Source organism: Chitinophaga flava (assembly GCF_003308995.1).
In the GTDB taxonomy this organism is placed as follows: Bacteria; Bacteroidota; Bacteroidia; order Chitinophagales; family Chitinophagaceae; genus Chitinophaga; species Chitinophaga flava.
In genome coordinates, this window is record NZ_QFFJ01000002.1 from 3,421,361 (window position 1) to 3,440,942 (window position 19,582).

Sequence of the window (19,582 nt, forward strand, 5' to 3'; positions counted from 1 at the left end):
TAGGAAAATGAGAACGCTGTTATCCAAACTAAGGGAGAATAATATTCATATAAAGCTGGAAGGAAGTGATCTGAAAGTAAGGCTGCCCAAACAGGGAGTAGACCCATCTATCCTGGATGAAATCAGGCTATCAAAAGACAGCCTGATCAGTTACCTGAAAACGCTGCAGGTATATGAATCGCAACAAATTCTCCCGCTCCCGGAGAACAACGGCTATATGTTGTCATCATCTCAGAAAAGATTATGGATACTCAGCCAGTATGAAGAAGGAAATGTGGCCTATAATATCCCTGGCGTATATGTATTCAAGGGAAAGCTGGACCGGGCTGCATTCAACCGTTCCTTTGAAAACCTTATCGCCCGGCATGAAATACTACGGACCATCTTCCGGGAAGATAACGATGGAAACGTAAGACAGTTTGTGCTTACTCCGGAGTTATCAGGATTTAAAATAACCATGCACGATTTACAACAGGAAGTGGACGTAGAAGCCCGGTTGCGCAGATCGTTGCAGCAATTGTCTCTTCAGCCTTTTGATTTAAGTGCGGGTCCGCTGCTTCGTGCAGACTTGTTTCAGGTGAAAGAAGATGAGTGGTTCTTCTGTTGTGTAATGCATCATATCATAAGTGATGGCTGGTCAATGGATATACTGGTCCATGAGTTACTGCACTTTTATAATGCGACTGTCAGTAATGTTCCGGCGGCATTGCCCCCCTTACGCATTCAGTATAAGGATTATGCAGCCTGGCAGCAACAGGCGCAGGGTGATGCGCAGGTAGTTCATCGTTCTTACTGGTTGCAACAGCTTGCAGGCGAATTACCTGTACTGTCGCTGCATGGTGATAAGCCCCGCCCGCCGGTAAAGACATTCAGCGGTGCAAGTGCAGACCGCATACTGGATGAGGCACTTACCAGGGATATAAAACAATTAGCCAACAGTCAGGGTATCACTTTGTTCATGGGACTGCTGACAGCTGTAAACGTATTACTGTACAGGTATACAGGGGAAGAAGATATTATTATCGGCAGCCCGGTAGCAGGAAGAAACCACCCCGATATAGCCGACCAGATTGGTTTTTATGTCAATATGCTTCCGCTTCGTACTCGTTTTAATGCGTCCGATAGTTTTGTAAAGCTACTGGGGCATGTAAAGGAAACGGTTCTGAGAGCTTATGAGCACCAGGACTATCCCTTTGAAGATCTGCTGGAGGGTTTACAACTACCACGGGATATGAGCCGCCATCCGCTGTTTGATGTGATGGTTACAGTACAGCACACCGATGATCAGCATGCCAAAATCCGGCAGCAGGTGGAAGGGGTAGAGATCAGCAGCTATGAAGAAGGTATAAACCAGCGCAGCAAATTCGACCTGGCCTTTGATTTCTTTATAACGGAAAAGACTATACGCATACAGCTCCTTTATAACACTGATATTTACGACAGCAATACTGCTGAGCGCTTGTTGACTCACCTGGAACGAATAATAGCTGCAGCTGTGGCAGCTCCGGATATTCCTGTCAGTCACCTGGATTATTTAAGCACCTCGAATAAAGCGCAGCTGTTGTCTTTCAATAGCCCTGCCCGGGAATATTTCAGCGGACAATCGGTAATAGCCTTGTTTGAAGCGCAGGCATTGGAGACCCCTGAAAGAACGGCGTTGATCTCCGGAGAAAGGAGATTTACCTACAGGGAGATAAATGAACAATCCAGCCGCATTGCCAATTATCTCCTTCATCATAATATCAGCAGGAATGATCTGGTAGGCATCATGTTGTACCGGTCGCCCTGGATGATTATTGCAGTACTGGGAATACTGAAATCGGGAGGAGCATATGTACCGATAGACCCGGATTATCCGGCTTCCCGTAAATCATACATTTATGCTGATACCGGTATCAGCGTGTTATTAACAGAAGCAGCCTGTATGTCCCGGCTGGAAGGTTACAACGGTACCATACTTGAAATGGATAAGCATGATCTGGCTGCCTACCCGGCAGCCACCGTGGATGCGGCAGTCACAGCTGACTCGCTGGCTTATGTGATCTATACTTCGGGTACTACGGGTATGCCTAAAGGTTGTGGAGTCAATCATGGCAGCCTGGCCAACTATGTGGAGTGGGCTAATCAATATTATTTCCAGGAATCTGTTTTACCGCATTTCGGTTTATATACATCCCTGTCATTTGACCTGACGGTCACCAGCCTCTATTGCCCGCTGACGCGGGGAGGTACGCTAACGGTGTTCGGCGCTGCGCGCGATCTGCCGGAGGTACTGACCACCATGTTGTCCCCGTCCAGTGGTATTAACAGTATTAAGCTGACACCCTCGCATGTGAAGCTGCTGCCTCATCTTGGATTATCATCTTCGGACATCTCCTGTGCAATATTAGGTGGCGAGGAGGTAACGTTATCGGATGTACGAATATTAAAAGGGCTGAATCCCTCTATGCGCGTCTACAATGAATACGGCCCCACGGAAGCGACGGTAGGCTGTGTGGTAAAAGAGCTGGAGGAGGACGAGGCGGTGCTGATCGGTCGCCCGGAATGCGGGGCGCTGATCTATGTGCTCGACAGCCACGGCAATCTGTGTCCCATAGGTGTCACTGGGGAATTGTATATCGCTGGCCCGGTGCTGGCGCGGGGTTACCTGCACCAGGATGCGCTGACGGCAGAGAAGTTTATAGCGGACCCTTTTCGTGCAGGCGAGCGGATGTACCGCACCGGAGACACCGGCCGCTGGCTGCCTAACAGGGAGCTGGTATACACCGGTCGTATAGACGATCAGGTGAAGATACGGGGCTACCGCATCGAGCCAGGGGAAGTGGAACGCTCGTTGTTAAGCTATGAAGGCGTGACGGCGGCAGTGGTGGTAACAAAGACAGATAGCACCGGTGCTCGTGTGTTGGTAGCTTATGTGACTGCCCACTCCACGCTGGCCCCCGATGGTCTGCGCACTTATCTGGAGAGCCATCTTCCGGCTTACATGGTGCCATCCTATTATGTACAGCTGGAAGCCTTACCACTGACCCTTAACGGGAAGGTGAACAAAAAGTTGCTGCCTGATCCCGAAGAACACGGGACTGTTGCAGGAGCGGATTATGTGGCACCTCGTAATGACCGGGAAGCATTGCTGGCTGAAGTTTATGAAGAAGTGCTGAATAGACGACCAATCAGCATCACCACCGGATTCCTGGCACTGGGAGGGGATTCAATAAAATCGATACAGATATTGTCCCGGCTTAAACAGAAAGGTTACTCCCTGAAGCCTGAAGATATTCTGATGTATCCTACCATTGAGGCGCTTGCACCACAATTGCAAGTGGCCGGCCGTATAGCAGAACAAGGAGCGATAACCGGGATTATACCGTTAAGTCCGGTCCAGTGCTGGTTCCTGAATAATCCTTCTCCGTACAAACATCACTATAATCAATCCGTATTGCTGCAAAGCCGTAAATCGGTATCTGAAGCGGCTTTGCGTGCGGTTCTCGGAAAAGTCGTATTGCATCACGATGCCTTGCGGATGGTTTATCGCCACACCACGGATGGCTGGGAACAGGAAAACCTGGGCGCTGAACAAGGGTATTCGCTGGAGGTCGTAGCCGGGGCTGATGAAACTTCTTTCCGGGAACATTGTGAGCGTATACAATCCGGTTTTGAGCTGGAAAAAGGTCCCTTGTTGCGCGCCTGCCTTTTCCGCGGCCCGGAAGCAGACCGGCTGTTGCTGGTAGTACATCATCTGGTAGTGGACGGGGTATCATGGCGGATATTGTTTGATGACCTGTCCACACTTTTGAGACAATATGATTCCGGAGAATCATTGCAACTGCCATTAAAGACCGATTCTTTCAATTACTGGCAACAGCAGCTGCTGCTTTATGCATCAGAAGCTGCGTTGCATGAGGAGGCTGTTTACTGGTCGGAGGTGGAATCTCACACCATTGCGCCATTACAGCTGGACCATGCCTCCGGCGCTAACCAGGTAAAAGATACAGAGACCCGTTCATTCACGCTGGATGAAACAATGACGGAGCGTCTTCTCACAAAATGTTACAAAGCTTATCGTACTGAAATCAACGACTTGCTGGTGACAGCACTGAGCCTGTCGTTGTCAGAAATATTAGGCCTTGAGCATATTGTATTACAGCTGGAGGGCCATGGCCGGGAAAACATCGGCGGCGATGTGGATGTAAGCCGCACGATAGGATGGTTTACTACCCTATATCCTGTTGTGATAGCCGTGAACAGGGACCGCGATATGATCCGGCAGCTCATATCCGTGAAGGAAAACCTGCACCGGGTTCCCAATAAAGGTATTGGTTACGGCATGCTTCGTTATCTGTCAGGGAAATCATATGCATTGTCGCCGGAGATCAGCTTCAACTACCTGGGAGATTTTGGTGGTAGCGTAGGTACATCCGAAGAACCGCTGTTTGAGTTCAGCGGTGATTACCACGGCGAAACGATCTCTCCGGAACGGCCGCGGGCCTTTATCCTGGAAGTATCCGGTATGATAGCCGGAGGCCAGCTACGTATAGCCGTTGGCTATAGTCGGCAGCAATATGACGCCACGACTATCGAAAACCTGCTAGCAGCTTATCACCGGCACCTGGAAGAACTGGTGAACCATTTATCAGAAGAGGAAGCAGAACATGTAAGCCCTGTTGATTTTACCTACAAGGGTGTAAGTATGGAACAATTACAAAAATTAAATCAGATGCTATGATAGAGAATGTCTATCCCTTAAGCCCTTTACAGGAAGGTTTGTATTTCCATTGGCTGAGCGCTCCTGATTCGCAGGCTTATCTGATGCAGCAAAGTTATCAGTTGAAGGGTAAGCTGAATGTAAACCTCCTGCGCAGTAGTTATCAGGAACTCGTTTCAAGACACGCAGCATTAAGAACGTTTTTTACACAGGAGCTGGGACCACAGGTGTTACAGGTGGTGAGAAAAGAAGCGGAAGCTGTATTTACCTATAAAAATATAGCGGGAGACAGCACATTCTCTGCTGAACAGTATAAGCGTGCCGACAGGGAAAAAGGGTTCAATCTGCATGCAGGGTCGCAGATGAGATTGACCGTCCTGGAATCTGATAATGATACGTATGAATTTATCTGGAGCTTTCATCACATACTGATGGATGCCTGGTGCGTAGGCATATTGATACAGGAGTTTTTTAAGATCTATTCCTGCCTGTTGAATAATATCCGCCCTTCACTGGCTCGGGTTTATCCCTATTCCGGTTATATCGAATGGTTGATGAAAACAGATAGGAAAAATTCCTTGTCTTACTGGAACCATTATCTGGATGGTTTCGATACACGGAGCAGTTTGCCCCGTCTGTCAGCACATACCAGGCAGGAGCAGGCAGACAGTGAATATGCCTTCAGCCTTTCTGCTGATATAAGCAGCAGTATCAAAACATTTTGTACCAGGGAGGAAGTAACGGAAAATACGTTTTTCCAGTCGGTATGGGCTATATTATTAAGCCGGTATAACGACAGCAACGATGTAGTATTCGGTTCCGTGGTATCAGGACGGTCCGGAGAAGTAAGAGGGATGGAGGAAATGATAGGGCTGTTTATCAATACTATTCCGGTACGTGTACAATTGGAGAATGACAGTTCTGTCAGAACGCTTTTACGGGATGTACAGCAACGATCGGTTGAAGGGCTGAAACATCACTATATCCAGCTCGCGGAGCTGCAATCAGCCGGCCAGCCACTGTTCGATCATATATTACAGTTTCAGAATGTGCCAACCCAGATGCGGACGCAGGACCTGACAGGTGGCCTTTCGCTGGTAGAGTCAACAGCCGTAGGGTACAATACTTTTGGGTTCACCTGTATTATTGTTCCGGGAGAAACTACAGGCATTAATTTTCAATATAGCGCACTCTCATTTGATAGAACGATTGTCGGACAGATAGGAGAACATCTTGTGAACCTGATCAGACAAATACTGGAACAGCCAACCGCCGCCATCAGCGCGCTAACGCTGCTGACCGAAGTGGAGCAGGAAAAAATACTGACAGATTTTAATGATACCGATACGCCGCCGCTACCATTTAAGACGATACTGGACCTCTTTAAAAAACAGGCGCTCAACAGGCCTGCACATACAGCACTGATCCACGAAAAGGAAACACTTACCTATAAAGAGCTGGACGAACAGTCGGACCGGCTGGCCAATTACCTGCTTGCAAATCACAGGGTGGCTGCCGATGAAAGGATCGGTATTATGCTCGACAGATCGGCGTTAATGATTGTCAGCATATTGGGTGTATTAAAAGCCGGGGCTGCCTATGTGCCTGTAGATCCTTCCTATCCTGAAAAAAGGAAAGCGTTTATGATGTCGGATGCGGGGATTGATTTGCTGATCACACAGTCGGATTATCTCTTTGAGCTGACTTATTACAAAGGAAAGATCTTTGCTGCAGATATTCAGTCAGAAGGATTGAAGCCGGTTGCGGAGCTGGATGCACCGCCTGTTAGGCCGGAGCAGCTGGCTTATGTTATTTACACATCAGGGTCTACAGGGAATCCCAAAGGGGTGATGGTAGAGCATGGGAATCTCCTGAACTATCTGCTGAACAATAAAACCAGTTATATCGGAGATGATGAAAATGTTACCGGCAGCTACATACATCTTTCCTACACGTTTGATGCATCACTGACTGCTATCTTCATGCCGCTGTTACACGGCAGGTCAGTGGTGATCGCAGAAAACGGTCCCGCAACTGTTTTTAATGATACGCTCTTCCGTCAATACGCACCTTATGACTTTATCAAACTGACGCCGATACATATGCAGCTACTGGAGACTGCTATGCAAAGCAACAGCAGCATGCAGTGGGCCAGAAGGCTTGTATTGGGAGGTGAGGCATTGCAGTCAGGACATATCAGCTTCCTCGCTGAAATGGGGCAGGATGTGGAGATCATCAACGAATACGGCCCTACGGAAGCCACTGTCGGATGTACAACCTATTCTTTCAGGTCTGTTGATACGGCTATCTTCCGGCAGGATATTTCAATCGGGAAACCAATTGATAATACCCGCATCTATATACTGGACAGTACCGGCAGAGTAGTGCCTGTGGGCGTTACAGGCGAGCTTTGTGTTGCCGGCGCCGGGGTGGCAAGGGGCTATTTGAATCAGCAGGAGCTGACTGCCAGAAAATTCGTACCTGACCCTTTCCGGGAAGGAGTACGGATGTACAGAACAGGAGATGCTGGCAGGTGGCTGCCTGACGGCAATATTGAATACAAGGGAAGAGTAGATGATCAGGTAAAGATACATGGATATAGAATTGAGCCGGGAGAAATAGAGCATGCGTTACAGTTACATCCGCAAATCCGTTCTGCGGTAGTGATAGTAACGACCAATAATGCAGGAGACAAGGTGTTGGCAGCTTATGTTACCAGCATGACGGCCATTGTTTCAGCAGATATACAGGCATATCTGAGTACAATATTGCCTGACTATATGGTGCCGCGGTATATAATACAGCTGGAGGAGCTACCCGTTACCTCCAATGGAAAGGTAGACAGGAAACAGCTTCCGGCGCTCTCCTATATAGAAGACATTACAGCAGCCTACGTCGCTCCGGGGAATGAAACAGAGGAAAAGCTGGTAATGATCTGGGAAGAGATTCTGGGGAAGAAGCCGATAGGGATAAAAGATAATTTTTTTGATCTTGGCGGCCACAGCTTAAAGGCCACCAGGCTGGCGGCCCAGCTTCACCGTGTATTCAATGTCAGGATTGGGCTCAATGAACTTTTTACCTTCGCCACGCCGGAAGAACAGGCGCAATTGATCACACAAGCTGGTAGCAACCAGTTCTGGGCCATACCGGCAACAGCTGCTTCGCCTCATTACCCACTGTCGTCTTCCCAACGAAGGTTATGGGTCCTCAGCCAGTTTGAGGATGGTAATATTGCCTATAATGTCTCCGGCGCATTTGAATTGTCCGGAACCCTCGATAGGTCCGCTTTCTCACTGGCGCTGGAGGCGCTGACCGACCGTCATGAAATTCTAAGAACTGTTTTCAGAGAAGACGAAAATGGGGATATCAGGCAGTTTATCATTCCTCATAAAACAAGTGACAGAATACTAACCTACAGGGATATACGACAACATGCAGCACCTTCATATCTATCTGATTGTTTGCAGGAGTTGTTCCAGGCTTCCTTTGACCTTACTGTCGGTCCTCTGATCCGTGTGGCGTTATACCAGGTGGCGGATGATAAATGGATACTGGGTTATACCATGCATCACATCATCAGTGATGCGTGGTCGATGGAGGTGATGATCAGGGAGCTGTTCGGCCTGTATAATGGATTTGTTGCGGGCGTTCCTGCCGCCTTAACGCCATTGCGTATCCAATATAAAGATTACGCAGCATGGCAACAGGAACAACTGAACGGCGCGGCCATGGAAGAGCACAGAGCTTACTGGCTTACACAGTTTGCCGGCGACCTGCCTGTACTTAACCTGCCTGGCGACCGCACCCGTCCGGTTATGAAAACATACCGGGGTAACGCTGTACACAGGCAGCTGAACAAAAAGACGCTAAAGGGTATCAAAACATTGTGCTGGGAAGAGGGTGCAACGTTGTTTATGGGATTGCTAGCAGCTGTAAATACGCTTTTGTACAGGTATACCGGCCAGGAAGATATTATCGTCGGCAGCCAGATTGCAGGAAGAGAGCATGCGGACATGGAAAACCAGATAGGCATCTATTTGAATACATTGGCCCTCCGTTCGAGGTTTAGCGCATCTGACAATTACCGCGAACTGCTGGAGAAAACCCGAGAAACAGCCATGAAGGCGTATGAGCATCAGCTATTCCCCTTCGATGACCTGGTAGACTCGCTGTCGTTGCAGCATGATATGAGCCGCCATCCGCTGTTCGATGTGTCTGTTGTATTGCAGAACGCAACCCTTCATGATACGCCGCAGCAACAGCTTACAGGGCTTCGCATGCAGGAGTTTACAGGAACGGTCAATCCTGTCAGTAAATTTGATCTTGCGTTCGACTTTGCTGAAACAGGAGAAGAACTACGCGCCAGCCTGGTATATAACAGTGATATATACGATGAAAGCACAGCGGCCAGGTTACTGGCGCATCTGGAACAGTTGTTACAGGCTGCTGTAAAAGACCCTTCTGTGGCCATCGGACAGCTTGATTATTTAAGTCCTGATGAAAAAAATAGTTTGCTGACCCTGCTGGATAATACTGCTGTAACTTATCCTGAACACAAAACAATCACCAGCCTTTTCGAAGAACAGGCTGGAAAAACGCCAGACAATATTGCCATTATATCTGAGCATACAACGTTATCTTATCTAACCCTGAATGAAACTGCCAACCAGCTGAGTGCATTTCTGAAAGAACGCTGCAGCCTTGCAGCCGGCGACCTCGTAGCCATTAAACTGGAGAGAACGGAGTGGATGATCATCACTATCCTGGCCATACTAAAGGCGGGAGGTGCCTACGTGCCGATGGACCCGGCTTATCCTCAGGAGCGTATTGATTATATGATGGACGATAGCCGCAGTAAACTGGCGGTCACAGATGAGTTACTGCTCCGGTTCAAAGAGGAGCAACATCAGTATAGTACAGGCAATCCGGTTCCAGCCGGCACTCCCGATAGCCTTGCTTACGTCATCTATACCTCAGGAACTACAGGTAATCCCAAAGGTGCGTTGATCACCCATAGGAATGTAGTCCGCCTGTTTAAGAATGACAGTGAACTGTTTGACTTTAATCAGGATGATGTATGGACCATGTTTCACTCTTACTGTTTTGATTTTTCTGTGTGGGAGATGTATGGCGCTTTGTTTTACGGAGGTAAATTGGTAATTGTTCCTACGGCGGCCACAAAGGACCCTGCAGCTTTTACCACATTGCTGAAACATACGGGAACGACTATATGTAATCAGACGCCTTCTTCTTTCTACAACATAGCAGAGCATATATTGGAGAATGAAGAGCTTCCGCTTAACCTGCGTTATGTGATATTCGGAGGCGAAGCACTCAGTCCGGGCAGACTTGCAGGATGGCATCAGCAGTACCCGGATGTGCGGCTGGTGAATATGTATGGTATCACTGAAACAACGGTACATGTTACCTATAAGGAAATTACGGAGAATGAGATAGCTGCCAATATCAGCAACATAGGACGGCCTATCCCCACATTGAGCGCATATATACTGGACCAGCACCGGCAATTGGTGCCTCCGGGGGTTTGGGGTGAACTATATGTAGGCGGGGCCGGCGTGTGCAACGGATACCTCAACAGGGAGGACCTTACCCGGCAACGTTTTGTCAACAACCCGTTCCGGGAGGGAAGCCGTTTATACCGTACCGGCGACCTGGTAAAACTGACAACGGGCGGTGAAATAGTCTATGGTGGCCGCCTTGACAGACAGGTGAAAATCCGTGGATTCCGGGTGGAACTGGGAGAGATCGTCAATGTATTACAGCAGTACGAAGGAGTCGTATCGGCGGTGGTCACAGCAAGGATCGCAGCTGACGGCGACGCAGAGCTGGTGGCCTATGTAGCCGGCGATACGGCATTACATGTTACAGACATAAAGGCTTATCTCTCCAGGCTGCTGCCTTCATTTATGCTGCCAGCCTATTATGTGGTGCTGGATGAAATTCCGCTGACGGTTAACGGTAAAGTAGACGAGAAAAAACTGCCGGACCCTGTTGCTCCGGGACTATATAACGGTAACGCATATGTGCCTCCCCGTAATACAATCGAAGAAAAGCTGGTGGAGCTATGGCAGGAGGTACTGGGCAGGCCGCAGATTAGTGTGAAGGATAACTTTTTCGAACTGGGAGGGCACAGCCTGAAGGTGACCCGGCTGGGAGCAAGAATACATAAGGTATTTGATGTGAAATTGTCGCTGAATGACCTGTTCATGCATGCTGTATTGGAAGAACAGGCGCAACTGATAGCAGGGGCGGGCCAGGATTCATTTTCCCTCATACCGGCTATTCCCCTGCAGCCACACTATCCGCTGTCCTCATCTCAGCGAAGGCTATGGATATTGAGCCAGTTCGAAGGTGGTAATGCTACATATAATATCCCCAACGTATATACGTTTTCCGGAAAACTTGATACAGTCGCATTCCTGGAAGCCCTGGAGGCCCTTGTAGACAGGCATGAAATTCTCAGGACCGTGTTCAGGGAAGATGAGAATGGAGAGATACAGCAGTTCATAGAAGAAGGTACCGCCTTAACTGCGGGCCCATTATTTTTTGATCTGCGGATGAAAAAAGATGCGCGGTTGCAACTGACGTCATTACTGGAACAATCCGTTGGGGCACCGTTCCAGTTGGCCGCAGGGCCATTGTTCCGGGTCGCATTATACCAGCTTGAGGATGATGAATGGGTCTGCTGTACTGTGATGCACCATATTATCAGCGACGCCTGGTCAATGAATATCCTGATCAGGGAACTACTGCTGCTGTATAATGCCAGGGTAAAGGAAACACCGGATCTTCTCCCTCCTTTAAGGATACATTATAAGGATTATACCGTTTGGCAACGTGAACAGCTGAGTGGGCCTGCCCTTGAACAGGACCGGTCTTATTGGCTGGAACAATTTGCTACGGACATGCCGGTACTGGAGCTTCCTGGTGATCATGGCCGCCCCTCACAAAAAACCTATAACGGGGATATAGTGAGCTACAGGGTTCCTGCTGAGACCATCAGTGCTATCACGGCACTGGCGCAGGAACAGGACGCTACTTTATTTATGGTACTGCTGGCGGCCGTAAATGTATTACTATACCGCCATACCGGGCAGGAAGATATTGTCATCGGTAGTCAGATCGCGGGCCGCGGACATACAGACCTGGAAGATCAGATTGGTCTTTATCTGAACACCCTGGCTTTGCGTGCCCGTTTCAAGGGAAACAACAGCTTCCGCGAACTCCTGGAGCATATACGCCAGGTTACATTAGGTGCCTACGACCATCAGCTGTATCCTTTTGACGATCTCGTGAATGAGCTGCATCTGCGGCATGATCCGGGACGTCATCCACTGTTTGATGTATCTGTAGTCTTACAGGATGCCGTTACCGAAGGGACTTCCTGGCAGATGGAAGGAATAAGGGTGGATAATTACGGAGATATCGAAACAAAAGTGAGCAAGTTCGATCTGGCCTTTGATTTTATAGAAGTAGGAAATGAGGTGCAGGCAAGCCTGATATATAATACTGATATATATAGCCGGTCAACGGCATTAAGATTAGCAGGGCATTTGGAGCGACTATTGTCATCCATCACCAAGAACCCTGATTTGCCGCTGTATCAGCTGAACTACCTCGACGTTGCGGAGAAAGAACAACTGTTGCATGAATTCAATAAAACAACAGCAGAGTACCCGCGTAACAGCAATATCGTATCGCTGTTCCGGGAACAAGTCAGACGTACATCCGGCAATACAGCGTTGGTATTTGAAGACCAGCGTTATACCTATCATCAGCTGGAAGAGCTGTCAGACCGCCTGTCTGATCACCTGATATCTTCTTATGACCTGCAGCAGGGTAGTTTTGTTGGAATACTGCTCAACCGGTCAGTGGACATGATCATCTCTATCCTGGCCGTGCTGAAGGCAGGATGCGCCTATGTTCCGATAGACCCCGAATTTCCTGTGGCCCGTCAGCTGTTTATGCTGGATGATACCGGATCGGGGCTGGTGATAACGGAGCCGGCATATGCTACCAGCCTTGAAGATTACAAGGGAGATATTTTTATGTTCGGCGCACCGTTGCCGGAAGCAGATGGCCCGCCGGTGTTGAAGGCAAGGGAAATCCATCCTGAAAGTATAGCCTATGTGATGTACACGTCCGGCACCACCGGTATGCCGAAAGGTGTACCAGTCCTGCACAGGGGCGTGGTTAGACTGGTGCGTTCCAGCAACTTTATACAACTTACCGGAGACGAAGTGCTGTTGTCAACGGGGGCTGTATCCTTTGATGCGACCACGTTTGAATACTGGGGCATGTTATTGAACGGAGGCCGCTTGATCCTAAGCGATAAGGATACCTTGCTGGATACCGGCCAGCTGTCGGCCCTGATCAGCAGACATAAGGTAACTACCATGTGGTTTACTGCCGGCTGGCTAAACCAGCTGGTGGATAAGGATATTGATCTCTTTGAAGGAATACGGACAATAATAGCGGGAGGCGACAGGCTTTCTGCTTTACATATAGCTATGCTGCGGAAGCAGTACCCTTCTATGGAAATCATTAATGGGTATGGCCCCACAGAGAATACCACCTTCTCATTGTATTACCCTGTCGGTACGGTAGCAGAAGATATCCCCATAGGTAGGCCTATCAGTAACAGTACAGCGTATATCCTGGACGACTATACGCAGTTGTGTGGTATCGGAATCACCGGGGAGATATATGTAGGTGGTGATGGCCTGGCAGCCGGCTACCTGAACAACCTCGCACTCACTGCAGAAAAATTTATTCCACATCCTTATATGCCAGGCGAGCAACTGTATAAAACCGGCGACCTTGGCCGATTGCTGCCGGATGGCAATATTGTGTTCATCGGAAGAAAAGACAGCCAGGTGAAGATCCGGGGATACCGGGTGGAAACAGGAGAGGTGGAAAGCGTTATCCGCCGGTATGCACAGGTAGAGAATGTGGTAGTAGTAGCAAGACCCGGTAGCGATGGAGACAAGCTCCTGGTAGCCTACGTCGTAAGCCATGAAACGTTGGAGACAGCAGACCTGCGGTCTTACCTCAGGAATATCCTCCCCGTTCATATGATACCGGCTTATTTCGTCCAACTGGAGCAATTGCCTTTAAACACCAACGGAAAAGTGGACAGAGCTGCATTACCCGATCCACATGAACTGGAAGTATCAACCGGCGTGGTGTATGTAGCACCGCGTAATGAAACGGAGAGAAAGCTGGTGCATATCTGGGAGGAAGTGCTGGAGGTGGAGAATGTGGGAGTTAAGGACAACTTCTTTGATCTGGGTGGCCACAGCCTGAAAGCTATCCGTGTGATCAGCCAGATACATAAGGTGTTTAATGTGAAACTGCCATTGAAGGATTTGTTTGCCCACCTTGTGCTGGAAGAACAAGCCGGTTTGATAGATCAGGCAGGAAAATCCGCCTTCGTGGGGATAGCGCCGGTGGAGGAGCAGCCGGATTATGTATTGTCTTCTTCCCAGCGCCGCCTGTGGGTGCTCAGCCAGTTTGAAGACAGTAACATCGCATACAATATGCCGGGAGTATATGTATTCAATGGAATGCTGGACCAGCAGGCATTAACACTGGCATTTGATACTTTGATTGCCAGGCATGAAATACTCAGAACTGTATTCCGGGAAGACGAACATGGAACTGCCCGACAAGTGGTCTGTACGCCGGAAGAATCAGGGTTCCTGTTTTCCTATACTGATTTGCGGCAGGATGCTGAACCGGAAACAGCCCTGAAGAAATTACTGGAAGATGCGGCTATCCAACCCTTCGACTTGTCATCAGGGCCGTTATTGAGGGCTGGCCTCTTCCGGTTATCGGAACACAGATGGGTGCTGAGTTATGTAATGCACCATATTATCAGCGATGGCTGGTCTATGAATATCCTGATAAATGAATTATCCGAATACTATCAGGGATATCTGAACGGTACATTCACCAAGCCAGAGCCCCTGAAGATACAATACCGGGACTATGCCGTATGGCAACAGGAGCAGTTGTCAGGAACCACGCTCGGACAACATCGCTCTTACTGGTTGAAACAGTTTGAAGGCACATTGCCGGTACTGGCTTTCCCTGGAGATCATACACGACCTGTTATTAAAACATATAATGGTGATATCGTTACTGTGACCATCAATGAAGAAATCACCAGCGGGATCAAAAAACTGAGTGGTCAGCATGGAGGCACTTTGTTCATGGGATTGCTGGCAGCGGTGAATGTCTTGTTGTTCAGGTATACAGAACAGGAAGATATTATTATCGGCACTCCTATAGCCGGGCGTGATCATGCCGATATTGCGAACCAGATAGGTTTTTATGTAAACACACTGGCATTGCGTACAGCATTTAAAGGAACCGGCAGTTATGTGGATCTGTTGAATAATGTCAGGGAGATTACCCTGGGTGCTTATGAACATCAGGTTTATCCTTTTGATGAGTTGGTGGAGGCATTACAGCTGCAGCATGATATGGGCCGTCATCCTTTGTTTGATACAGTGGTTGCCGTACAGAATAACGGTAGTGACTATACGGGATGGAACGCGCAGTCCGGTTTATCCAGTGTCAGCGAGTATGAAACAGGTGCGCTTCCTGTCAGCAAGTTCGATTGGCAGCTCACCTTTATAGAAACAGGAGACGTATTGCAGCTAGGCATTACTTACAACACCGATATATATAACCGGTCAACAGCATTAAGACTAGCAGCTCACCTGGAGCGGCTGCTGTCATCCATCATAAAAAATCCTGATCTACCATTATATCAACTGGAATATCTGGGCGATGCGGAGAAAGAACAACTGTTGCATGAATTCAATAGAACAACAGTGGAGTATCCGCGTAACAGCAATATCGTATCCCTGTTCCGTGAACAGGCAAGGCGTACCCCCACCAATACTGCACTGGTATTCGAAGACCAGCATTATACCTATCATCAGCTGGAAGAACTGTCAGACCACCTGTCTGACCACCTGATATCTTCTTATGACTTGCAGCAGGGCGGTTTTGTAGGAATCCTGCTCAACCGGTCAGCGGATATGCTCATCTCTATCCTGGCCGTGCTGAAGGCAGGATGCGCCTATGTTCCGATAGACCCCGAATTTCCTGTGGCCAGTCAGCTGTTTATGCTGAATGATACCGGATCGGGGCTGGTGATAACGGAGCCGGCATATGCCGCCGGCCTTGAAGATTACAAGGGAGATGTTTTCATATTCGGCGCGCCGTTGTCTGAAGCAGATGACATACCAGTGTCGAAGGTACGGGAAATACATCCAGAAGATATTGCCTATGTAATGTACACGTCTGGTACCACTGGTATGCCGAAAGGAGTATCAGTTCTGCACAGAGGCGTGGTTAGACTGGTACGTTCCAGCAACTTCATACAACTTACCGGAGATGAAGTACTGTTGTCAACGGGGGCTGTATCCTTTGATGCAACCACGTTTGAATACTGGAGCATGTTATTGAACGGAGGTCGTTTAATCCTAAGCGATAAGGATACTTTACTGGATACCGGCCAGCTGTCGGCCCTGATCAGCAGACATAAGGTAACTACCATGTGGTTTACTGCCGGTTGGCTAAATCAGCTGGTGGATAAGGATATTGGTCTCTTTGAAGGAATACGGACAATAATAGCGGGCGGCGACAGGCTTTCTGCTTCACATATAACTATGCTGCGGAAGCAGTACCCTTCTATGGAGATCGTCAATGGGTATGGTCCTACAGAGAATACCACATTCTCATTGTGTTACACCGTGGGCACAGTAGCAGAAGATATTCCCATCGGCAGGCCTGTCAGCAACAGTACCGCTTATATCCTGGACGACTATACGCAGTTATGTGGTATCGGTATCACCGGGGAGATATATGTAGGTGGTGATGGCCTGGCCGCCGGCTACCTGAACAACCCGCTGCTTACAGCTGAAAAATTTATTCCGCACCCTTACAAGCCTGGCGAACAACTATATAAAACCGGCGACCTTGGCCGCTTGCTGCCGGATGGCAACATCTTGTTTGTTGGAAGAAAAGACAATCAGGTCAAGGTCCGGGGATATCGCGTGGAATTGGCCGAGATAGAAAATGCCCTGCAAACCTATGCTCCTGTAAATGAAGCAGCGGTGGTAGCCAGGACGGATAAATACGGTGAGAAGGTCCTCATAGCCTACCTGGTGGCCGGCGGGGCGCTGGATGTAATCAGCCTGAGAACATACCTGGTTAGCTATTTGCCACTACATATGGTGCCTGCTCATTTTGTTCAGCTGGAGGAGTTCCCGCTGAATGCCAACGGGAAAGTGGATAGGAAAGCATTGCCGGATCCTGAAGAGGCCGGGCTACATACAGGAATTGAATATGTGGCGCCACGTAATGAAACAGAAGAAAAATTACTGTTGATCTGGCAGGAAATCCTGAGCCGAAACAAAATAAGCGTAAAGGATAATTTTTTCGAACTGGGAGGACACAGTATTAAGGCAACCCGGCTTATAGGCCATATACACAACGTTTTTGGGGTAAGTGTGAACATTCGTGAGGTTTTCAGAAGCCCCACCATAGAAGGAATGAGCGATCTTATCAGGGCTGATAAATGGGTTGGCCAATCAGTAAATGCTAATGGAAAAAGCAGAAACACTATTGAAATATGAAAGATATAACAAAGCTGATCGTAGAATTAGCTGATATGAATATTAATGTTTATCTGGAAGAGGAAAAACTGAAGATAGATTATCCTGATGGTGTGGTGTTGGATACTGTTATTCCCCGGATAAAGCAGCACAGAGAAGAATTGATAGCCTACTTGTTGTCCCGCAGGGAGAAGAACGTGCAACCGATACCGTTAGTGCCGGATGCGGCTGATTATGTACTGTCTTCTTCCCAGCGCCGTCTGTGGGTGCTGGGCCAGCTGGAAGAAAGCAATGTCGCCTATAACATGCCCGGCGTATATGTTTTTGAAGGCGAGCTTGATGTGGAGGCGTTGTCGGCAGCCTTTACGGCTTTGATAGCGCGTCATGAAGTGCTGCGTACCGTTTTCCGTGAAGACGGGCGGGGCGAAGTAAGACAGGTGGTGCGGGCGGCTTCTGCCAGCGGGTTCCGGCTGATAGAACGAGACCTTCGTTTTGCAACAGACCAGGACAGCCAGCTGGAGCAGCTGTTATTGGCCGCTGAGTCGCAGGGCTTCGACCTGTCATCAGGGCCATTGCTGCGGGCGGAACTGTATCATATGTCAGACAATCGTTGGATACTCAGCTATGTGTTGCATCATATCATCAGTGATGGCTGGTCGATGGATATTCTGATCCGGGAGCTGCTATTGTATTATAATGCAGCCCGGAGCGGAGAGCCGGCGGCATTGGCACCACTGCGTGTGCAGTACAAGGATTATGCTGCGTGGCAGCAACAGGAGCTTTCCGGCCTCTCACAACAGGGGCATGGTGCTTACTGGCAACAACATTTTTCCGGAGAACTTCCGGTGTTGTCGCTGACAGGAGACCGTACACGTCCTGCAATGAAGACCTATAATGGCGGGGTGGTGAGCCGCGTGCTGTCCATTGGTCTCTGTGCAGGTCTGCGCCAGCAGGGTAGCGATACCGGCACTACCTTGTTCATGGTGTTGTTGTCCGGATTGAATGCGTTGTTGTATCGTTATACTGGACAGGAAGATATTATCATCGGCAGTTCTATAGCCGGTCGTGAACATCCTGACCTGGCAGGACAGATAGGCTTTTATATCAATACGCTGGCGTTGCGTTCCCGTTTCAGCGGCAGCGGAAGTTACGCTTCGTTGTTGTCGCATGTGCGTGAAGTGACGCTGGGCGCTTATGAACACCAGCATTATCCTTTTGATGAACTGGTGAATGCGCTGCCTTTGCAACGGGACCTTAGCCGTAACCCGCTGTTTGATGTACAGATAGAAGTATTGGAAGGTTTTGGCGGGACGGATAGTGCAGCGTTGTCGCCAGAAGGTCTGGATATAGAAAGTTATGGCTCCGGAGAGATACACCGCAGCAAGTTTGATCTGACTTTCAGCTTTGATGCTTCGGGTGACCAGATTGCTTGTCACCTCGTTTATAACAGTGATCTCTATGACCGCAGTACCGCAGAGCGCATGTTGCAGCACCTGGAACGACTGTTGTCATCGGTAGTGTCAAACCCTTCGCAAGCGTTGAATAAGGTAGACTACCTGGGAGATGCAGAACGCTTGTTGCTGCATTCATTCAACGAGCAGCCCCGGACTTACTACAGTGGTCGCAATGTAGCTGCGTTGTTCACAGAACAGGCGCAGCAGCACCCTGCATCCGTTGCGCTGATCTATGAAGGAAACACCTACACCTACGGAGAACTGGAAGAACAATCGAACCGACTGGCGCATTACCTGCGGGAATACTATGAGGTGCATTCTGATGATCTCGTAGGCATTCTGCTGGACCGCTCTCCCTGGATGGTGGTCGCGGTTTTAGGTGTGCTGAAGTCAGGTGGGGCTTATGTACCGATAGACCCTGAGTACCCTTCATCCCGTAAGTCTTATATACTCACAGACACGAACGCACCTGTACTCCTGACACAGACCACCTACATGTTTGATGTACCTGATTATGTGGGTGCTGTTTTCGCGATGGACGTACAACTGGAAGGGCTTGACTCCCCTTCAACAGCCGTGGATGTAGAGGTCAGAGCTGACTCGCTGGCATATGTGATCTATACTTCCGGCACCACAGGTCTGCCCAAGGGCTGTGGAGTCAGCCATGGCAGCCTCGCTAACTATGTAGAGTGGGCCAACCAATATTATTTCAAGGAATCAGTATTACCTCATTTTGGTTTATATACATCCCTGTCTTTTGATCTGACGGTCAC

General features: G+C 48.9%; 3 protein-coding genes (1 of these 3 only partly in view). All 3 read left to right on the forward strand.

The genetic code is table 11. The features are described from left to right. Positions 1-7: 7 nt before the first annotated feature. Tightly spaced (each overlapping or abutting the next), the 3 genes in view from DF182_RS29035 to DF182_RS29045 form a layout consistent with a single transcriptional unit that may run on beyond the window. Positions 8-4,723: a non-ribosomal peptide synthetase gene (locus tag DF182_RS29035; protein ID WP_113619253.1), complete on the forward strand. Its 4,716-nt coding sequence runs from the start codon at positions 8-10 to the stop codon at positions 4,721-4,723. Then, entirely contained in the window at positions 4,720-17,376 is a 12,657-nt protein-coding gene (locus DF182_RS29040; RefSeq protein WP_113619254.1) for a non-ribosomal peptide synthetase, read from the forward strand. The genes DF182_RS29035 and DF182_RS29040 overlap by 4 nt, the downstream gene beginning before the upstream one ends. Then, positions 17,373-19,582: the 5' end (the start) of a non-ribosomal peptide synthetase gene (locus DF182_RS29045; RefSeq protein ID WP_113619255.1), read on the forward strand. 8,866 nt of this gene lie beyond the right edge of the window; only the first 2,210 of its 11,076 coding nucleotides appear in the window; its start codon is at positions 17,373-17,375; its stop codon lies beyond the right edge, outside the window. Before DF182_RS29040 ends, DF182_RS29045 begins: the two co-directional genes overlap by 4 nt.